Genomic DNA, 18364 nt, shown 5'->3' on the forward strand with positions numbered 1-18364 from the left:
CATGGACGGAGAACGCAACAAATGATCAGCGACAACGACAAGGTAGACAAGCAATTCGATACCGTTCTATTCGAAGACTTGAGCACCGCTGACAGTCAAAAGCTGGACGGGTATTCCTTTGGCCTCATTGGGTTTGGCGCGGATTACGTCGTCAGTTCGTACAACGCCGTGGAAGCCGCAAGCGCGGGCCTGAGCCCGGCGCGGGTCATCGGCAAGCATGTCTTCGAGGAAGTCGCGCCTTGTATGAACAACTTTATGATCGCCCAGCGGTTTCAGGACGAGCCTGAGCTCGACGTGATCGTTCCCTACGTCCTCACATTGCGCATGAGACCCACGCCTGTTCGCCTGAGGCTGCTTCAATCCGCTCACGGCTCGACTCGCTTCCTGCTGGTCGAGCGCAAGGCAGCAACATGACGCCGGCTGCAGCGGCCGGCTCGCTCGAGGAAGAACACGAAGCGTTGCTGTCGTTCATGTACTTGTCGCCAATCGGCATCATTCGCAGCTCGCTGACTGGTGAAGTCGACATGCTCAACCCCTTATCGGTCCAATTGCTGATGCCGCTCGCAGGGCTGCTTGGCGTCACCAACATATTTGAAAGCCTGAGCCACGTGGCGCCGGAGCTTCGTAATCTGGTGTCGAGCTTCAATGGGGAGCGTGGCCCGGTGTGCGAGGGGCATCGGATCGTGGTGACGCCTGATCGCGAGCGATCAACCGTCCTGTCCTGCAACATCCTGAAGATAAACAAAAGCACCTTGATGACGACGCTGACCGATATCTCGCGTCAGGTCGAAGCGGAGCGCCGGGCAAGGCAGAATGAGTCGTGGCTTGCGGGTATCTTTACGAGCGTGAACGACTTCGCGTTTTTTACCCTCGACGCCAACGGACACGTGGACTCCTGGAACCCGTCCATCGAGCAAATGACGGGCTATGCCGAAACCGACGTTGTCGGCCATTCACTAGATCGCTTTTACGCGCCTGACGACGTCGACGCCTATCGTAGTCCGGAGCACATTGCTCTCACGCGCGAGGAAGGCTGGCACGTGCAGGAGTGCTGGTGCCAAGGCAAGGATGGCCGGCGTTACGCGGCTCAGATCCTCGTTGCGGTACTTCGCGAGGACGACGGTGAATTCGCCGGTTATTCGGTTGTCCTGCGCGACGTATCGGAAAGGAAAATAAGCAGCGACGAACTCACGCGTCTTTTGACGACCGATCATCTGACCGGAGCGATGAACCGCGCCCATTTTTTCAAGGTCGCAGAGAAGGAAGTTGCGCGGTCGAAGCGCTTGGGCAAACCGCTTTCGTTCGTGATGATCGATGCGGATCACTTCAAGAAAATCAACGACACCGCAGGGCACCAGGCAGGCGATAAGGTGCTGGAAAGGATTGTCGCGGAGGCGAGGCGTTCGCTTCGCTCTATCGACGTGATTGCGCGACTCGGAGGCGAGGAATTTTGCCTAATGCTGCGCGGTACGCCGGCGGATGCTGCGGCGCTGATCGCGGAAGGCATCCGGGCCAACATCGAAGCCAGCCGGATCGATACCGCCGTGGGCGAGCAGATGGTGACCGTCAGCCTTGGTTGCGCGTCTTTATCGCACGCGTTGGCGTCGATGCACGACCTGCTCGCCGCCGCCGACAAGTCCCTTTATGCGGCGAAAGCGGCCGGCCGAAACCGGGTGGCGGGTCAGTCGTAATCGGTCATCAGCTATGCGGCGGGTACGTTGAACTTGCCCGCGTGGAAATCGACTACAGCCTGATTCAGTTCTTCCTGCGTGTTCATGACGAACGGACCGCGAGCTGCGATGGGTTCATCGATCGCTTCCGCATGACTGCAAAGCAGGATAGATTCGTCCGCGGCAGTGATCTCGAGCGTGTCACCGTCGTCGTGCAGTTCAGCCAGGTTGAACGCCGAAACCTGTTGCCCTCCGATCGCAACCTTGCCGCGAACCACGTAAAGAAAGATCTGGCGACTCCCTACATTCTCGAATCTGACCCGGCCGCCAGCCGACATGCGGATGACGCCCATGAAGGTGCTCGTGAGCGATTCGACAGGTCCTTGCACGCCTTGCCATTCACCCGAAATCAACTGGACCTGCGCTGCACCGTCAGGGGTGCTCACCACGGGGATATCGTTCTCCTGCAAGCCGACGTAGCGAGGCAACGTCATCTTGAGGCGCGCCGGCAGGTTCAGCCATAGCTGCAGGATTTCAAGCTGGCCACCATGCTCCTTGAACGAACGCGGCGAGAGTTCCGCATGGATAAGGCCACTGCCAGCGGTCATCCACTGGACGCCGCCGGCGTCGATGACACTCTCGTGTCCACCGGTATCCGAATGCGCAAGGCTACCGTCGAGCACGAAAGTCACCGTCTCGAATCCGCGATGCGGATGTGGCCCAAACGGCAATCCGCCATTGTGCGGTGCGTACTTCTGCGGGCCGTGGTGATTCAGGAAGAGGAAGGGATTCAGATGCGGCAGTGCCGGCCCCGGCAGAGGACGGCGGGTGGTCAGGTCGGCGATATCATCGCGATGCGCGCGATGGATCGCTTTCAGCGTACGGCTGGGCATTCGATGGCTCCTTGCAGCGTCCGTGGCGAGATCCAGATCAAGCACACGTTGGACGAGAACGTTGATCAACCGACGCATGCTACCCGTGTGTGCGAGGCTCGGGTAGGGCGGTGGCCTTCGCGAAGCAGGTCAGGTCGCGCATCTTGAGATTCCGGGGCATCGCCGGTCGTCCGGCAAACAAGGCGGACTACTCGATCAGGCGATAACGCTAGAATTGCGGCTTTACCCCGGAATTCGCCAATGTCTTTTGCCTCGCTTGGCCTGATTGATCCCTTGCTGCGTAATGTGAAGGACCTCCATTATCAGACACCTACGCCAGTGCAGGCCCAGGCGATTCCTGCCGTGCTCAGCGGCAAGGACGTGATGGCTGCGGCACAGACCGGCACTGGCAAAACGGCGGGTTTTGCGTTGCCGCTGTTGCAACAACTGGTGCAACACGGCCCCGCGGTGTCCAGCAACCGCGCGCGTGTTCTGGTGCTGGTGCCCACGCGCGAACTGGCTGAACAAGTGCTGCAAAGCTTTATCGATTACGGCCACGGCCTCGACTTACGATTTCTTGCCGCATACGGCGGTGTAAGTATCAATCCGCAGATGATGACGTTACGCAAAGGCGTGGATGTGCTTGTCGCCACGCCCGGCCGTTTGCTGGATCTGAATCGCCAGAACGCAGTGCAGTTTGACCAGATACAAACGCTCGTGCTGGATGAAGCCGACCGCATGCTGGATCTGGGCTTTGCGCGCGAACTCAACGCCGTCTTCGCTGCCTTGCCCGCTCGGCGCCAGACCCTGCTGTTCTCCGCTACCTTTACCGATGATATCCGCGCCATGGCCGCCGCCATCCTCCGCAGCCCGGTCAACATCAGTGTCGGCGCGCCCAATGCCACGGCCAGCAAGATCAAGCAATGGGTGGTGCCGGTCGATAAAAAGAACAAGCCTGAGCTCTTCATGCACCTTGTGGCTCAGAACAACTGGGAGCACGCACTGGTGTTCGTCAAAACCCGCAATGGCGTGGATTACCTGGCGGCCATGCTGGACGAAGCGGGTTATTCGATCGACACCATCCACGGCGATAAACCGCAACCCGCTCGCCTGCGTGCGCTCGAGCGCTTCAAGACGGGCGAAGTACAGATGCTGGTAGCCACCGACGTAGCTGCGCGCGGGCTGGATATCGACGACCTGCCGCTGGTGATCAACGTCGATCTGCCGATCGTGGCTCAAGACTATGTGCACCGTATCGGCCGTACCGGTCGCGCGGGCGCAAGCGGTATGGCAGTCTCCCTTGTATGCGCCGACGAAGCGCCGCAACTGGCCGCGATTGAAGCGCTGATCCGGCAAACGCTGCGCCGTGAAGAAGAGCCGGGTTTCGAAGCCGAACACCGCGTGCCGCAAACCAGCGCGACGGGACAGATCATCAAGAAACCCAAAAAACCCAAAAAGCCGAAATTGCCACAAGCTGTGGCGGGCGTCGTGCCGGTGCTCAGCAAAAAGCCGCGACCGCAGGGTGGCAAAAACGATCGCAAGCCTCGGGTTCAACGCGCTGTTACCGGGAGTGACAACACTAGCCTCTCCAGCGCTAACCCGTTCAACGTGCAAAAGCCACGCGGCAAAGCCGTCAGCCAGCCGGTTGCGGGTTCCCATGAGTCCGCTGGCAAACCCGCTGGTGGCCGCGGCAAACGCCAACCCTGATGTGAGAGGATAATTAACGCCAGCGTTGGAACCGGCTGGCATTTGCGCGAGCGAGGTCGTCTCTGGCGAATGTGTCCGCTGCTCACACGAAATCTTAATCTGATCGGCTCGTCGCGAACTGCCGCTTCAGATCTGAAGTATAAGTTTATGCTTCATATCGCATCCCCTATTTGCCTCGCCAAATGCAAAGGCTAACCTGAGTTTTTTGCCAGAACCATTCGGCACTTTCGACAGGAGTTGCACAATGGAATATGTGAAACTTGGCCGCACAGGTCTCGATGTGTCACGTTTGTGCCTTGGCTGCATGAGCTATGGTGTGCCTGACCGCGGCCCGCATCCATGGTCGCTTGACAACGACGCTGCACGCCCTTTCATCAAACAAGCGCTTGATCTCGGCATCAACTTCTTCGATACGGCTAACGTCTATTCGGACGGCACCAGCGAAGAGATCGTGGGCCGCGCCCTCAAGGATTTCGCAAGCCGCGACGAGATCGTGCTCGCCACTAAGGTCCACGGCCGGATGCGTCCGGGACCGAACGGCGCGGGGTTGTCGCGCAAGGCGATCATGGCGGAAATCGACGCGAGCCTGAGGCGCCTCGGCACTGACTACGTCGATCTGTATCAGATCCACCGCTGGGATGACACCACGCCGATCGAAGAAACAATGGAGGCTTTGCACGATGTCGTCAAAGCTGGCAAGGCGCGTTATATCGGCGCCTCGACCATGTATGCGTGGCAATTTTCCAAAGCACTGCATGTCTCCGAACGCCATGGCTGGACCCGCTTTGTAACGATGCAGAACTACGTGAACCTGCTGTATCGGGAAGAAGAACGCGAGATGTTGCCGCTGTGTGAAAGCGAAGGTATCGGCGTGATACCGTGGAGCCCGCTCGCACGGGGCCGTCTGACGCGTGACTGGAACAGCAGCAGCGCACGCTCGGAGACCGACGAATTCGGCCGCACCCTGTATGCCGCGACCGAAGAGGCAGACCGTCAGATCGTCGAACGGGTGAGCGAGATTGCGACGAAGCGAGGCGTGCCGCGGGCGCAGGTCGCGCTTGCGTGGGTGCTGCAGAAGAAACCGGTCACGGCGCCAATTGTCGGCGCGACCAAGCTGCACCATCTGAGCGATGCGGTCGCGGCTGTCTCGCTTAAATTGACTACGGACGAAATCCAGCTGCTCGAAGAGCGCTATGTGCCGCATGCGGTGACGGGTTTCAAATAGACAATCCTGCTAGCGCTTGCCATCGGCTCGCTGCGCCTCTCAGCAGCTTGCAGGATGCTGAGCTGACCAAGGATTTCATCAGGGACGCGGTTGAAGTCCACGAATCGCTCGATTCAGGACTTCCTGGTTGTAGCAAGCCCTGAATCGCTGATTGGCCGGCCGCGAAGACGATGCTTGCCGGCTTACTGCTTGAACTTGGCAGGCACTTGCGTCATGTCGATCTTGACGATCTCGCCGAAGTCCTGGGTCTTGCCATCTGGCAGGAACTTCTCGCTGGGCGGGAAGGGGTTCGAGGCCGTGGCCATCGATACCGTGCTCGGCTCGTCCGTGATGCCGAAGTCCGAGTCGTTCGACAGGTAGATCTTGGTCGGATCCGCCGGATCGATCGCCACCCCCTCGACCTTGTCGTGGCCAAAGTACATGCCTTTCGGATCGATGGCAGTGAAGAGCGCGGCATAGTTGAGGAACATTGCCTCTGTGCCGACCGTGATGCCGGCCTTGCTCAGCGCTTGCACAGCGGCAGGCGCGTCAACCGTGCCCGCAAGGTCTTCGATGGTCTTGCCACCCACCGTGAGGCCATTGGTCGAATTGTAGATTACCGCTCCGCCGGCGATGGTGGTGCCTATGAGAGGGGATTTCGGGCCGACATCAGTGGCCTGGCTCAGGTCGAGTTTCCACAGGTTCTTGTCGGCCCTGGCCTTGCCGCTCGCCGTGCCGTCGCTGGTGCCCTCGAAGTTACCGTCCCGCTCGTCAACGATGAACGTGCCGTCTGTGAGCGCCGTGATCTCGCTCACGGCCTGACCCTCGGGATTGCCTGCGCCGTTGGTGTGCAGGGAATACAAATATTCGTGCACGTCGGATATCGGGTCGGCTAGGGAGACTTTGACGACGCGTGTGATTGCACCCTTGCCGGAGGCGACCGCTGCCGAGCCATTCTTGTCCAACGGTGACTGCATGATGCCAACGAGGTACTTGCCGTCAGGCGTGAGGGTGAGACCTTCCATGCCCTTGTTCGGCTTGCGTTTCTTCAGTTCGCCGGGCAGCGGCAGGTTGTTGCCCGACGAGGCGGTGGAGTAGGGGTTGAGCCGGGAGATCTCCTTGCCGTTCGCGTCGAAGTGAACAATATAGGGACCATACTCGTCGGAGACCCAGAAGGTGCCGTTGGGCATGGCCACGAGGCCTTCGGGATCGAGCCCGGCCACGCTTGGGGGCAGCGCGTTGCCGTTCAAGTCGTAGATGATCTCGGCAGTGGTTGCCTCGGGATTGACGCGGCCATTCATGGGCGTGCCGTCAGCCAGTGAAAGACCGATGACCCTGGAAACGTCAGCCTTGCCGTTGACGAGTTGAAACAGGGCGATTGCCGGTTGGAATGCCAGATCCGGCTCGATCTTGTTGGTGCCGTCGGGCGCGGTGACGTTGGGACCGCGATCTGTCATGCCGTAGAAATAGCCGGCCCGGTTGGGGGCGGGCGTCAATGCCGAGCCGTAGCCCGTGCCGACGATGGGCACGTTACCCCAACTTGAATACGGAGCAATGGATTGGCTGAAAAGCTGGGTACCTTGCTGAGTGCTGGCGGAACTTGCGGGCGCATCATCGCCGCCGCAGGCGCTGAGCGCCAATATTAACGTCAGGCCCACACACGTCTTCTTGTTGAACATCGCCCCGTCTCCTTTTTGTGTCGAGCTGCTGGAAAACGTAAAGCTTATATTTGGTAAATGAAAAGTTTGTGGCAGGAGAAAAAAAGACGGGTGTCGGTCCAGCAAACGGATTGACGCATCGATTGCGTGGACTGCGGTCAGTTCCGCGCCGTATGAAAGGTGATCGCGTAGGCATCCGGATCGCCGGCGACAAAGAAGCGGCCGAAGGGGCCGCCGGCAAGCGGACTTGGGATCACACCGCCCCGCCCTGCAACGAGGTCGTGCAGCGCATCAGCGTCGGTGCAGGCGATCCAGAGGACCATGCCAACACCAAGTGGCCCCGCTTCGGGAAGCGCGCGCAGGGGCGCTCGCAGCGCCAACCGGACGGGGTCGGTCTTGAAAATGATCGCTCCAGGAGGACAGTGCGTCGAGGCTTCAAAACCGAAAGTTTCGACGTAGGACTTGCGGGACGCAACGAGGTCGCGCACCTGCAAGGCGATGAAGTCGGGGCCGATTGGCTGACTGCAATCAGTCTTTCACGACCGACCGTTTCGGCTCATATGTCTGACGGTGAAGGAAGTCGACTCCGAGTCTGCAACTCTCGGATTCCTGAGCGAAACGCATCATCTGCACGATCCGGTGTTGCATCAGTCGAGTTCAGTGACGGTCGGTTCGTCTAAAGGGACGAAGGTATGCGTTGTGGTCTCGGCGACCAAGCCGCATTGACCCTGCGAACGACAGTCAGGTCGGACAACCTCCCGCCCGGCTGAAACTGATGTTCTCGGGTGTCTCCCGGTTTGATTACAACCATGATTGCGCGAACGACGGCATCATCGTGTCGTGTGCGGTTTCAATCGATGACGGATTCGTTCGCTTCGAATGCGACGAATGTGACAGTGATTCAACTCACTTGTCCGTATCCAGCAACATCCCGGCAGTGATCACGGTGCAGTATTCCGGGTCGAGATTGGCAAGCGACATCGCGTGTACGTCGTCCGCGCTTCTCAAGGTGCCATTCCAGTCCCTTCGATCAAACGTAAAGCAGCCATCGGCTACGAGGTAGGTTGTGAAGCCTAGGTTGCCGGCCATGCGAACCGTCGCCTCTACAGAATTATTGGTGATGACGCCCGCTACCACTAGCGTGTCATGGTCTTGAGCGCGAAGCCGCGCTTCCAGATTTGTACCTAGAAACGCATTGTTGGTCGATTTCGGGATCACCGGCTCGCCGGCGACGGGAGTGGCCTCAGGCTTGAAGTCATGCCCGCTCTGCCCGGGTCGATAATGCGAGCCAGGTTCGGTGGAGTCGTGCCGAATGTGCCATACCGGCCAGCCGTTACTCCGCCAGTGCCGAAGCAAACGTGCAATCTGAACTTCCGCAAGCGGATTGTTTCTCTGCCCCCAGCTTGGGTGGTCTATTGCTTTTTGAAGATCCACCAGCAAGAGGAGGGCACCGGCCGGGCGTTGTAAGGCAGTCATTTTGAATTCGGCGTAAGCGGTTGTTGTCGTGGTGCGATCCGATCCTATTTGGACTTTACTGCACGTTGGTCGCGAGCCGGGTTCTCGTTGTCTGATCGGCCTGGTTCGGCCACGAGGCGTCAGCCGCCCGCACCGCTGTTCGGCCAATCAGGTGTCGGTTCCACCCTGATTGCGGCCCACTTCGACGAGGGGGTTCCGCTTGTCGGATTTACTGACAGCCTTCTAATACTGATTGATTGCTGAATGTAGAGCTAATTCCGACCACGCAGTCCGTGCGCAGCATACGGGAAGAATTGTATATAAACGCGGCCAATGTCCTTGCTTCCCGCCTTGCCTTTCTTGAGGAGCAAGGAATTCTCTCGAGGGCGCCCAGCCCCGACGACAGGCGCCGTGACTTCTACAAGCTGACAGAGAAGGGGCTGGACCTCATTCCCATCGTGTTCAACATAGTCGTTTGGAGTGCGAAGCATGATTCGAAATCGTACGTGCGACGCTGCAAGGAGTTCATCGCTCGATTGAATCGAAACCCCATGGAAGTGAGCGAGGAGGTAAAAGCGCTGGTCCGTGAAGGCGGATGCCTCTTTCCTGAGAGCAAGGGGTGAGCAGTACGGCAAGCACGACCCGTCACGTCGCACGAACGATGTGCACACACCACCGGCTACGACACCTTCAGCGCTTCGAGTCCTCCTCGACGTCCACAGGATTGGAGGAACCGCCGACTACATTGCGCCCCTTCAACAACCCGCAGCCGCAACAGTGATCGAACCCTCTCCCCGATAGCTAGCACCGCTCGGATGGTCGTGCACTTATTAATCCCTGCTCTTTACACGTAAATGACCGTTGTTGCGCGCGCCGACCGTTCGTTCGTGGCCCCGCAGCCGAAACGCCCATTGCGCCAGTGCCCACCTTGCTTTGTGGCCGGCAGGCGCCGCAAAACGCAAGCGGCTCTTCACTCGTACCGCCAGAAAAGAGACCGCCCTGTACGTCGGTCGGCTATCATGCGTGTCCTCTTCGAAGTAACTCCTTATGATTTCCGTCCGTAATGTCACCCTGCGCCGCGGCGTCAATGTCGTACTCGACAGCGCGTCCGTCACCTTCACTCCAGGCGAAAAGATTGGCCTTGTCGGCCGCAATGGCGCCGGCAAGTCGTCATTCTTCGGCCTTCTCAACGGCACGCTGCACGAAGACGGCGGCGAGTTCTCGATTCCTGCTACGTGGAAGATGGGCCAGGTCGCGCAGGAGATGCCGGAGACCGAGCAGAGTGCGACGGACTTCGTAGTCGACGGTGACACCGTGCTGCTGGCCGCGCAGGCCGAAGTGGCGGCCGCCGAGGCGAGCGACGATGGCATGCGCATGGCGCACGCCTACATGGAGCTGCACGATGCTGGCGCACACGATGCCCCCGCACGGGCCGAAGCGCTGATCCAGGGCTTGGGCTTCAGCGCTGCGCAGCTTAGCCAGCCGGTCAACAGTTTCTCCGGCGGCTGGCGCATGCGACTGCAGCTGGCGCGCGCGCTCATGTGCCCGTCCGACTTGCTGTTGCTCGACGAACCGACCAATCACCTAGACCTCGACGCGCTGGTCTGGCTGGAAGCGTGGCTCAAGCGCTACCAGGGAACCATGGTCGTGATCAGCCACGATCGCGAATTCCTCGACGCAGTGACGCAGGTGACGGTGCACGTCGACAACGCCAAGCTCGTGCGTTATGGCGGCAACTACAGCAAGTTCGAAGAGATGCGCGCCGAGCAGATGTTGCTGCAGCAGGCCTCGATGGCCAAGCAGGCAGACAAGATCGCCCACCTGCAGAAATTCATCGACCGTTTCAAGGCCACGGCCTCGAAGGCGAAGCAGGCGCAGAGCCGGGTCAAGGCGCTCGAACGCATGGAAAAGATCGCCCCGGTGCTTGCCGATGCGGAGTTCACCTTCGAGTTCAAGGAGCCGCTCAACGTCCCGAACCCACTGTTGTCGATGCTGGACGCAAGCTTCGGCTATCCGGCGCCAAGCGACGCGACGCCGGGCACGCCGCCGACGGTCATCGTGCGGGGCATCAACCGGTCCGTGCTGGCCGGGCAGCGCATCGGCATTCTCGGTGCCAACGGCCAGGGCAAGTCCACGCTGGTGAAAACGGTGGCGCACGAGCTGGCGCCTATTGCGGGCGAAATCAGCGAAGGCAAGGGCCTGAACATCGGGTACTTCGCTCAGCAGGAGCTCGACGTGCTGCGTCCTCTCGACACGCCGCTGGAACACATGATCCGCCTCGCCAAGGACACGCCGGCCAACATGCGTGCCCCTGGCCAGAGTGGCACCGAACAATCGCTTCGCACCTTCCTCGGCACCTTCAGCTTCAGCGGCGACATGGTCCATCAGGCAGTCGGCACGATGAGCGGCGGCGAAAAGGCGCGGCTCGTGTTGTGCATGATCGTGTGGCAGCGTCCCAACCTGCTGCTGCTCGACGAACCTACCAACCACCTCGACCTGGCCACACGCGAAGCGCTGGGCATGGCACTCAACGAATTCGAAGGCACGGTGCTGCTGGTCAGTCACGACCGGTCCCTGCTGCGCGCAGTATGTGACGAGTTCTGGCTCGTCACCAAGGGTGGCGTCGAGCCCTTCGACGGCGATCTGGACGATTACCAGCAGTTCCTGCGCGACGAAGCGCGTCGCATGCGCGAGCAGACTGCCGGGGAGCAGAAGGTCATCGCCTGAGTTGAACGGCGGGCAGTTCCGCATGGCTTGAGCTGCCCTGCCGGTGACGAGGGGTTTCTTCCTATGTTTAGGATGCGGTGGTCACTGCTGTGGCAGTGTCAAAAGTATCGACCCGCTTTGTAAAGCATGCTTGTAGGCATGCGCTCTTAAGCGTTGGAGAATGATACGGCCCGCGGCTTTCATCTGCAGAGAGCCTAGTCGAAGATCCACGCTTCAAGCTCTGAGCGCGATCCGTATCGCGGAGCTTCCAGCCAGGCGACCAGATCGGCGTGCAGCCGATTGCAGGTACGCTCGTCGAGGTCAAACTTGGCGTGCAGGAACCCGCTCCCGTCGTCGCCGATCTCAGCGCCTTTCGCCCATTGACCGTCCCAAAATACGACAGTGCGCTCGTTGAGTTCCGCCGTCGTACAACGAGGCATGCTTCGAAGCAACGTTGCCAGATGCGCCTGAAAGGCCACACAACCCATGTCCATGACCGGGCTCCAAGAATAAGATTTTTAAAGGTGTGGGCTCTGATAGCAAGCAGCGTGCCGATTGTTTGCGATCTGGTCCTGCTTGATAAGTAAATCAACGAAGCCAAATCACGGATCGTCGTCTCAACGTTCCAGGACACTGCAGCGCGACAGACTCTTAACCCAACTGAAGGAACAAAGACACGGCGATCCGGGAAACCTTTGACTCGGGTCCTTGACTCGGGTCCTGTGGGCCCGCACTCAAGTCGTTGGCCAGCTTACAGTGAAAAAAACATTCTGGATTCCTTATCAATATCAACATGACATTTCGTGGGGCCAGGCACGATCGTATGTCGGTTCATTGCAGCACGACTGGGTTCCTGCTTCGTGCGCGTGAGTTGTAAGGAACCAGTTTGGGACGCGTTGCGAGCGATAGCCATCGATTATCAAAGCCATTGCAGTAAATACATTCTTTTATTCATTGCGGTATCGTATATTTTCGGCTGTGACAAGCAGTCCGGCAGCCTGCAACCGGGCCAGCGAGGCGGATTGCGTCGCTGAACAAAACCGTACTTGTCATGTATTCAATCGTAGAAACCCATAAATGCCGGGCAAGCAGACTTTGAACGCTATTACGCAACTATCCGGCTATTTGATTTCCATGCCGGACGCGAAGCCGAACACCTGCCGGGCAAATCCCTATAGGAGATAAGGCATGTCAACCGAAGCAAAGTGCCCAATCAACCACGCAGCCGGCGGCGGCACAACGAACCGCGACTGGTGGCCGAAGCAACTGCGGCTGGACTTGCTCAGCCAGCACTCGGGGAAAGCAAATCCTCTTGGTAAGGACTTCGATTACGCCGAGGCGTTCAAAAGCCTTGATCTATCCGCGGTGAAGAAGGATCTCGCCGCATTGATGACGGATTCGCAGGACTGGTGGCCGGCGGACTTCGGTCACTATGGCCCATTGTTCATTCGCATGGCGTGGCACAGCGCCGGTACTTATCGCATCGCCGACGGCCGGGGCGGAGCCGGGCGAGGCCAGCAGCGGTTCGCGCCGCTCAACAGTTGGCCCGACAACGTCAGCCTCGACAAGGCCCGGCGTCTGCTTTGGCCTATCAAGCAGAAGTACGGTCAGAAGATTTCCTGGGCAGACTTGTTGATCCTGACCGGCAACGTTGCGCTAGAAACCATGGGCTTCAAGACTCTCGGATTTGCGGGTGGCCGCGAGGACACATGGGAACCGGACCAGGATGTTTACTGGGGAAACGAAAAGACCTGGCTCGGCGGCGATGTCCGCTATGGCAAGGGCGCGGCCGGCAATGACAAGGACGGCGGCGTGCTCGTGGCAGACGAACAAAAGCACGGCGAGGAAAAGAGCCGTACCGACAACGACCGCATTCTCGAGAATCCACTCGGCGCAGTGCAAATGGGTTTGATTTACGTCAATCCTGAAGGGCCCGACGGCAATCCTGATCCACTTGCGGCCGCGCATGATATCCGTGAGACGTTTGCACGCATGGCGATGAACGACGAGGAAACCGTCGCGCTGATCGCCGGCGGGCACACGTTCGGCAAGACGCACGGCGCGGGTCCGGCCGACAATGTCGGTCCCGAACCCGAGGCTGCGGAACTCGAAAACCAGGGCCTTGGCTGGAAGAACAAGTTTGGCACCGGAAAGGGCGGCGACACGATCACGAGCGGGCTGGAGGTGACCTGGACCAGCACGCCTACCCAGTGGGGCAACGGGTTTTTCGAGAACCTGTTTGGTCATGAATGGGAGCTGACCAAGAGTCCCGCCGGCGCGAACCAATGGGTTGCGAAGGGCGCGGATGCGACGATTCCCCACGCGCATGATCCGTCGAAGAAGTTGGCGCCCACTATGCTCACTACCGACCTGGCGCTGCGCTTCGACCCGGAATACGAAAAGATTTCGCGCAATTTCCTGCAAAATCCCGACCAGCTTGCCGATGCCTTCGCGCACGCGTGGTTTAAATTGACGCACCGCGACATGGGTCCGCGGCTCCGGTACCTCGGGCCGGAAGTCCCTGGCGAAGAGCTGATCTGGCAAGACCCAATCCCAGCAGTCGATCACACTTTGATCGACGAGCAGGACATTGCTTCTCTAAAGGAAAAAATCGCGGCATCGGGGCTTTCCGTGTCGCAGCTTGTCTCGACTGCGTGGGCATCGGCGTCGACATTTCGTGGCTCGGACAAGCGCGGCGGTGCGAATGGCGCGCGCATCCGGCTGGCTCCGCAGAAGGACTGGGCGGTCAATCAGCCCGCTGAACTGGCAAAGGTCCTGCAGATTCTCGAAGGCATTCAGAGCGGCTTCAACGGTGCGGCCACTGGCGGCAAGAAGGTGTCGATAGCGGACCTGATCGTGCTGGGCGGCAGTGTGGGCATCGAACAGGCGGCGAAGGGCGCGGGACGCGAGGTCAGCGTGCCTTTTACAGCAGGTCGTATGGACGCTTCGCAAGAGAAGACCGATGTGATCTCGGTATCGGCTTTGGAACCGCTAGCCGATGGTTTTCGCAACTACGAGAAAGCGAAGTTCGGTGTTCCGGCCGAAGCGCTGTTGATCGACCGTGCACAGTTGCTCACGCTGACAGCACCTGAAATGACTGCGCTGATTGGCGGCTTGCGCGTTTTGAACGTGAATGCTGGCAAGAGCAAGCATGGCGTGTTCACTGATCGTCCGGAAACGCTCACCAATGACTTCTTTCGCAACTTGCTCAGCATGGATACGGAATGGAAGGCGCTAGCAGCAGATCGTGATGTGTTCGAAGGACGAGATCGCAAGAGCGGCGAGGTGAAGTGGACGGGCAGCCGCATCGATCTGGTGTTTGGCGCGCAAGCTCAACTGCGAGCGCTGGCCGAAGTGTATGCAAGCGAAGATGGGAACGAGAAGTTCGTTCACGATTTCATCGGTGCATGGGTCAAGGTGATGAACCTGGACCGATTCGATGTTGTTACTGCCGGTTGATCCTTGACTGAAGGCAGGCAGTACGGCTTCGGGATTTACCGGAGCCGTACTGGTTTGCGGGAGCAGGCCTGCAAGCGTCGTCTGCCTCCCCGTAGTTCGACGACCTTGATCAAAAAATAACGTACACCTTGCGCATCGCTTCTTCGACTTCCCACAGACCCTCTGTGTTGGCTTCGAAGAACAGCGTATCGCCGCTGGCAAAGTGGATGGTGTCTTCGCCGTCTGCCGTGAAACGTCCGCGGCCGGCGAGAAAGTGCATGACCTCCGCTTGCTTGACCGAGCGCCTGTAGGTGCCCGCCGAACATTCGAAAATGCCGGTGTCGATGGCTTCACTGCCTTTGATTACCGTCTGCAAACCGGAAACCTGTATGGGCGCGGTGCCCGGCAAACCTGCAGTTCCCCAGTCTTCGAGGCCTTTGGCATTGACGCTTTGTTTGATCTGCTGGACCTTCACTGATGCCCCTCTGAATTCGTTCTGCCGCAATTGATTGAAACGTAAGGAATCAAACCGGACTGACGGTTCGCTCGATCTTGCCGAGCCGCACCACGGTCACACCCGGAAGCAATTGCCTGAGCGACGGCATGACAAGCACGCAATCATCGTACGGCGTAAGGACGGGTTGTCCGTTGGACCACGCAATCACGCTGCCTGCCTTCGGAAACACTTCGAGCCCGGTGTACGCATCCGCAAAGCGAAAATCCATGCTATCGGCGACGACGGGCTGCGTCACGCGAACCACATTCATCTCGCTCGGCGACGGCTGGAGCCAGCCCTCTGGAAGGTCACTTTCGTCGACCACACCTGAGTGCTGCAGAAAACGCGCGGTGGTATCGCGGGCGACCGTTACCGCGCTCGCTTCCCAGTGCTGACCGCATTCAATCAACAATGCGTTCTTCGCGCTGCCGGCGTCGCCGAATTCGCCATAGTCACGCATCCTGCGGCCCTGGGGATGACCTTCATCCACGATCACGGTGGCCGGCGTCCCGATTGCAAGCGCAAGTTCGATGCCTTTTTCCAGCGGCCCCGAAACGATCAGCGGCCGGCTCTTCTCGTGCATTGAATGCAAGTCGAGCAGCAAATCGACAGTGTCGATGACCGGGCGCATTTCGCGGGCGCGTGCGAGTTCGCTCGACGTGCGCGCAGTATTGTCGAGCACGGCCTCCGTCCAGACGCGATTGAAGTCCTGGTCGACAAAACGGGCGGCGTCGGGCGTTTCCGGATCAAAGCGTTCGTAGGCCGCGATGTTCGCAAAAGCAAGCGTCAGGCGGCCGCGACGCGGGCGCAGCCTGGCGCGCAGCAACGCATCCACCACGATCGCGCCGCAGACTTCATTGCCGTGCGTCAGCGCGTTGATCATCACGTGCGGCCCGGCCATGCCGGAATCGAACGTATGCACATACGGCACGCCGCAAGCCGACGCCTCGTGCGGCGAGAGAACGGGGAACGTGACTTCGATTGGATAGTTGGCGGCGGCGCTCATGCAAGATTCCCCTGGCAGATGTACTTGATCGACAAATAATCGTCGAGACCATATTTGGATCCTTCGCGGCCATAGCCCGATTCCTTGACGCCGCCGAACGGCGCGGCTTCGCTCGCCAACGCGCCTTCGTTCACACCGACAATGCCGGTTTCGAGCGCGCGCGAAACGCGGTCGATACGCTTCGGGCTTTCGCTATAGAAATACGATGCGAGCCCGAAGGGGGTATCGTTGGCGGCAAGAATCGCTTCTTCCTCGGTCTCGAACTTGAACATGGCGACGACCGGTCCGAAGGTTTCTTCACGGCACAAGAGCATGTCGTGGTTGGCGTCGGCGAGTACGGTGGGGGCGTAGTAATTCGGACCGAGCTCCGCCAACTGTCTGCCGCCCGCAAGCACGCGGGCGCCGTGCTCGACGGCGTCATCCACGTGACGTGCGATCTTGTCGAGCGCGCGCGCGTTGATCATCGGGCCGATCTGGGCGGCCGCGTCGGTCGCGGGCGCAACCTTGAGCGCGGCGACGCGACGGCTCAGCATCTCGCCGAATCGTTCATACACGCCGGCTTGCACGTAGACGCGGTTCGGGCATACGCAGGTCTGGCCGCCGTTGCGAAATTTCGATACCAGCATGCCGTCGACGGCTGCCTCGAGGTCGGCGTCATCGAAGACGATGAACGGCGCGTTGCCGCCAAGTTCCAGCGACAGTTTCTTGAGCGTGCCGGCGGATTCGCGCGCCAGATATTTGCCGACCGGTGTCGAGCCCGTGAAGGTGATCTTGCGCACGCGCGGGTCTTCCAGCCAGTCCGCGACGGCGGCGATCGCATGTTCGCGCGATGCCGTGATCAGGTTCAGCGCGCCCGCGGGCACGCCGGCTTCGTGCGCAAGCAGTACCAGTGCCGAGGCCGTCAGCGGTGTATCTTCGGCGGGTTTTGCGACGACGGTGCAACCGGCCGCGAGTGCCGGCGCAATCTTGCGCGCGATCATTGCAAGCGGGAAATTCCATGGTGTGATGGCGGCGACCACGCCAATGGGTTCGCGGATCGCCGTCATGCGCTTGCCGCGTTGCTGCTGCGGAATGATGTCGCCGTAGATGCGCGTGGCTTCGTCGGCGAACCAGCTCACATAAGACGCGCCATAAGCGACTTCGCCTTTGCCTTCGGCGAGCGGCTTGCCCTGTTCAAGCGAGATCAAAGCGCCAAGCGAATCCTGGTTCGCCATGATCAAAGCGGCCCATTTGTGGAGGATCACTGAACGTTCCTTCGGCAGCCGGTCGCGCCAAGCGGGCAGCGCCCGTGCGGCGGCATCGGTTGCGGCGCGCGCGTCGGCGGGACCGCTGTCGGCGACTTGTGCAATGGATTCGCCTGTAGCCGGGTTCGAGACGCTGAAGCGGGCGTGATCGGCGGCCTCGAGCCATTTGCCATCGATAAAGTTATCTGACTGGATCAATTCTTTCAGTTCGTATTGGCGGTTCATGTTTCCCTCCGGATTCGCGCGGCACGCGCAGTCGTGCGCGTGGCCGGCATCGGTAATGTTCGGGGTGAATAGCGTTGCCTGCATCTTGTCGATGCAACCGGTCGACGAATATCAGTCGTGGTTCTGCGAAAACAGGGATTCGAGCGGGTAATGAGTTTTGACGAACGGCGATTTGATGATCACGAAGCTGAAGTATTTCTCGATACCAATGTTGCGTTCGAGCAAACCTTCGATGATGCTTTGATAGTGGCTGACGCTGCGGGTGACGAACTTGAGCAGGTAATCGTAGCCGCCGCTTGCAAGATGACATTCCACGATTTCATCCACGTCGCGAATGGCGTCCACGAACTTGATGAAGTCTTCCCGGCGATGATCCGCCAGCGTCACTTCGGTGAACACGATCTGCACGTCGCCGAGCTTTTCGAGCTGGATCTGCGCGCCGTAACCGACGATATACCCCGCTTTTTCCAGCCTCTTCACCCGGATGAGGCAGGGGCTGGACGAAAGCCCCACAGCGTCCGCAAGCTCGACGTTCGTTATGCGACCTTTCTTTTGCAACTGCGAAAGAATGCGCAAGTCTATGCGGTCGAGTTTGCAGTCGCTGCTCATGATGGGTGTAGCTCCGGCGGGAAGATTGTCGTGAGAAGCGAGACGATCTTATCACGCAGATTTGCGGCAAAACG

At 59.6% G+C, this 18364-nt stretch carries 16 protein-coding genes; 7 read left to right on the forward strand and 9 right to left on the reverse strand.

All coding sequences use genetic code 11. The features are described from left to right. Positions 1–21 precede the first annotated feature (21 nt). Together AXG89_RS39945 and AXG89_RS39950 are read left to right on the forward strand one after the other, a co-directional pair. Complete coding sequence (locus AXG89_RS39945; protein WP_062001940.1) at positions 22–414, forward strand: hypothetical protein; 393 nt, start codon at positions 22–24, stop codon at positions 412–414. After that, entirely contained in the window at positions 411–1691 is a 1281-nt protein-coding gene (locus tag AXG89_RS39950; RefSeq protein ID WP_075357604.1) for a sensor domain-containing diguanylate cyclase, read from the forward strand. Before AXG89_RS39945 ends, AXG89_RS39950 begins: the two co-directional genes overlap by 4 nt. 11 nt (positions 1692–1702) lie before the next feature. Here AXG89_RS39950 and AXG89_RS39955 read toward each other — a convergent pair whose 3' ends face one another. Then, positions 1703–2563 (reverse strand): pirin family protein, encoded by an 861-nt coding sequence (locus AXG89_RS39955; protein ID WP_075357603.1) that lies wholly within the window; start codon positions 2561–2563, stop codon positions 1703–1705. A 240-nt stretch (positions 2564–2803) separates the two neighbouring features. Between AXG89_RS39955 and AXG89_RS39960 the strand changes: the two genes are divergently transcribed. Beyond that, positions 2804–4249, forward strand: coding sequence for a DEAD/DEAH box helicase (locus tag AXG89_RS39960; RefSeq protein WP_075357602.1), 1446 nt, complete (start codon positions 2804–2806; stop codon positions 4247–4249). Positions 4250–4493: 244 nt separating this feature from the next. Next, positions 4494–5474, forward strand: a complete 981-nt coding sequence (locus AXG89_RS39965; RefSeq protein WP_075357601.1) for an aldo/keto reductase — start codon at positions 4494–4496, stop codon at positions 5472–5474. A 182-nt stretch (positions 5475–5656) separates the two neighbouring features. On the opposite strand, the gene AXG89_RS39970 is transcribed toward AXG89_RS39965, so the two are convergent. From AXG89_RS39970 to AXG89_RS39980, 3 genes are all read right to left on the reverse strand, one after another. Continuing rightward, on the reverse strand, positions 5657–7132 hold the full coding sequence (locus tag AXG89_RS39970; protein WP_119024838.1) for an esterase-like activity of phytase family protein: 1476 nt from the start codon (positions 7130–7132) through the stop codon (positions 5657–5659). A 137-nt stretch (positions 7133–7269) separates the two neighbouring features. After that, positions 7270–7599: a VOC family protein gene (locus tag AXG89_RS39975; RefSeq protein ID WP_236873698.1), complete on the reverse strand. Its 330-nt coding sequence runs from the start codon at positions 7597–7599 to the stop codon at positions 7270–7272. A gap of 418 nt (positions 7600–8017) precedes the next feature. Continuing rightward, on the reverse strand, positions 8018–8587 hold the full coding sequence (locus AXG89_RS39980; protein ID WP_075357598.1) for a cysteine hydrolase family protein: 570 nt from the start codon (positions 8585–8587) through the stop codon (positions 8018–8020). A 272-nt stretch (positions 8588–8859) separates the two neighbouring features. Between AXG89_RS39980 and AXG89_RS39985 the strand changes: the two genes are divergently transcribed. Beyond that, a complete protein-coding gene (locus AXG89_RS39985; protein ID WP_236873699.1) occupies positions 8860–9189 on the forward strand; it encodes a winged helix-turn-helix transcriptional regulator in 330 nt (109 codons plus the stop codon). 424 nt (positions 9190–9613) lie between these two features. After that, positions 9614–11293 (forward strand): ABC-F family ATP-binding cassette domain-containing protein, encoded by a 1680-nt coding sequence (locus tag AXG89_RS39990; RefSeq protein WP_075357596.1) that lies wholly within the window; start codon positions 9614–9616, stop codon positions 11291–11293. 194 nt (positions 11294–11487) lie between these two features. On the opposite strand, the gene AXG89_RS39995 is transcribed toward AXG89_RS39990, so the two are convergent. Then, complete coding sequence (locus AXG89_RS39995; RefSeq protein WP_062001928.1) at positions 11488–11766, reverse strand: hypothetical protein; 279 nt, start codon at positions 11764–11766, stop codon at positions 11488–11490. Positions 11767–12460: 694 nt separating this feature from the next. Between AXG89_RS39995 and katG the strand changes: the two genes are divergently transcribed. Beyond that, a complete protein-coding gene (gene katG / locus AXG89_RS40000) occupies positions 12461–14731 on the forward strand; it encodes a catalase/peroxidase HPI (protein ID WP_075357595.1) in 2271 nt (756 codons plus the stop codon). Between the two features lie 109 nt (positions 14732–14840). Here the strand turns inward: katG and AXG89_RS40005 are convergent, their stop codons facing one another. The 4 genes from AXG89_RS40005 to AXG89_RS40020 all read right to left on the reverse strand — a co-directional run bounded on the left by AXG89_RS40005 (position 14841) and on the right by AXG89_RS40020 (position 18290). Beyond that, positions 14841–15185, reverse strand: a complete 345-nt coding sequence (locus tag AXG89_RS40005) for a cupin domain-containing protein (protein ID WP_062001926.1) — start codon at positions 15183–15185, stop codon at positions 14841–14843. 49 nt (positions 15186–15234) lie between these two features. Next, positions 15235–16212 (reverse strand): succinylglutamate desuccinylase/aspartoacylase domain-containing protein, encoded by a 978-nt coding sequence (locus AXG89_RS40010; protein ID WP_075357594.1) that lies wholly within the window; start codon positions 16210–16212, stop codon positions 15235–15237. Further along, entirely contained in the window at positions 16209–17681 is a 1473-nt protein-coding gene (locus tag AXG89_RS40015; RefSeq protein WP_075357695.1) for an NAD-dependent succinate-semialdehyde dehydrogenase, read from the reverse strand. The genes AXG89_RS40010 and AXG89_RS40015 overlap by 4 nt, the downstream gene beginning before the upstream one ends. Before the next feature lie 111 nt (positions 17682–17792). Further along, the gene (locus tag AXG89_RS40020; protein ID WP_075357593.1) at positions 17793–18290 is read right to left on the reverse strand and encodes an Lrp/AsnC family transcriptional regulator; all 498 of its coding nucleotides are present in this window, start codon (positions 18288–18290) and stop codon (positions 17793–17795) included. Positions 18291–18364 lie beyond the last annotated feature (74 nt).

It is taken from the genome of Burkholderia sp. PAMC 26561 (assembly GCF_001557535.2).
Lineage (GTDB): Bacteria > Pseudomonadota > Gammaproteobacteria > Burkholderiales > Burkholderiaceae > Caballeronia.

Bases quoted from the DNA above. Each gene is read 5' to 3' on its own strand.
- AXG89_RS39965 (WP_075357601.1), top strand. From the start codon at position 4,494: ATGGAATATGTGAAACTTGGCCGCACAGGTCTCGATGTGTCACGTTTG.
- AXG89_RS39990 (WP_075357596.1), top strand. From the start codon at position 9,614: ATGATTTCCGTCCGTAATGTCACCCTGCGCCGCGGCGTCAATGTCGTA.
- AXG89_RS39995 (WP_062001928.1), bottom strand. From the start codon at position 11,766: ATGGACATGGGTTGTGTGGCCTTTCAGGCGCATCTGGCAACGTTGCTT.
- AXG89_RS40015 (WP_075357695.1), bottom strand. From the start codon at position 17,681: ATGAACCGCCAATACGAACTGAAAGAATTGATCCAGTCAGATAACTTT.
- AXG89_RS40010 (WP_075357594.1), bottom strand. From the start codon at position 16,212: ATGAGCGCCGCCGCCAACTATCCAATCGAAGTCACGTTCCCCGTTCTC.
- AXG89_RS39960 (WP_075357602.1), top strand. From the start codon at position 2,804: ATGTCTTTTGCCTCGCTTGGCCTGATTGATCCCTTGCTGCGTAATGTG.
- AXG89_RS39950 (WP_075357604.1), top strand. From the start codon at position 411: ATGACGCCGGCTGCAGCGGCCGGCTCGCTCGAGGAAGAACACGAAGCG.
- AXG89_RS40020 (WP_075357593.1), bottom strand. From the start codon at position 18,290: ATGAGCAGCGACTGCAAACTCGACCGCATAGACTTGCGCATTCTTTCG.
- AXG89_RS39980 (WP_075357598.1), bottom strand. From the start codon at position 8,587: ATGACTGCCTTACAACGCCCGGCCGGTGCCCTCCTCTTGCTGGTGGAT.
- katG (WP_075357595.1), top strand. From the start codon at position 12,461: ATGTCAACCGAAGCAAAGTGCCCAATCAACCACGCAGCCGGCGGCGGC.
- AXG89_RS39955 (WP_075357603.1), bottom strand. From the start codon at position 2,563: ATGCCCAGCCGTACGCTGAAAGCGATCCATCGCGCGCATCGCGATGAT.
- AXG89_RS39970 (WP_119024838.1), bottom strand. From the start codon at position 7,132: ATGTTCAACAAGAAGACGTGTGTGGGCCTGACGTTAATATTGGCGCTC.
- AXG89_RS39945 (WP_062001940.1), top strand. From the start codon at position 22: ATGATCAGCGACAACGACAAGGTAGACAAGCAATTCGATACCGTTCTA.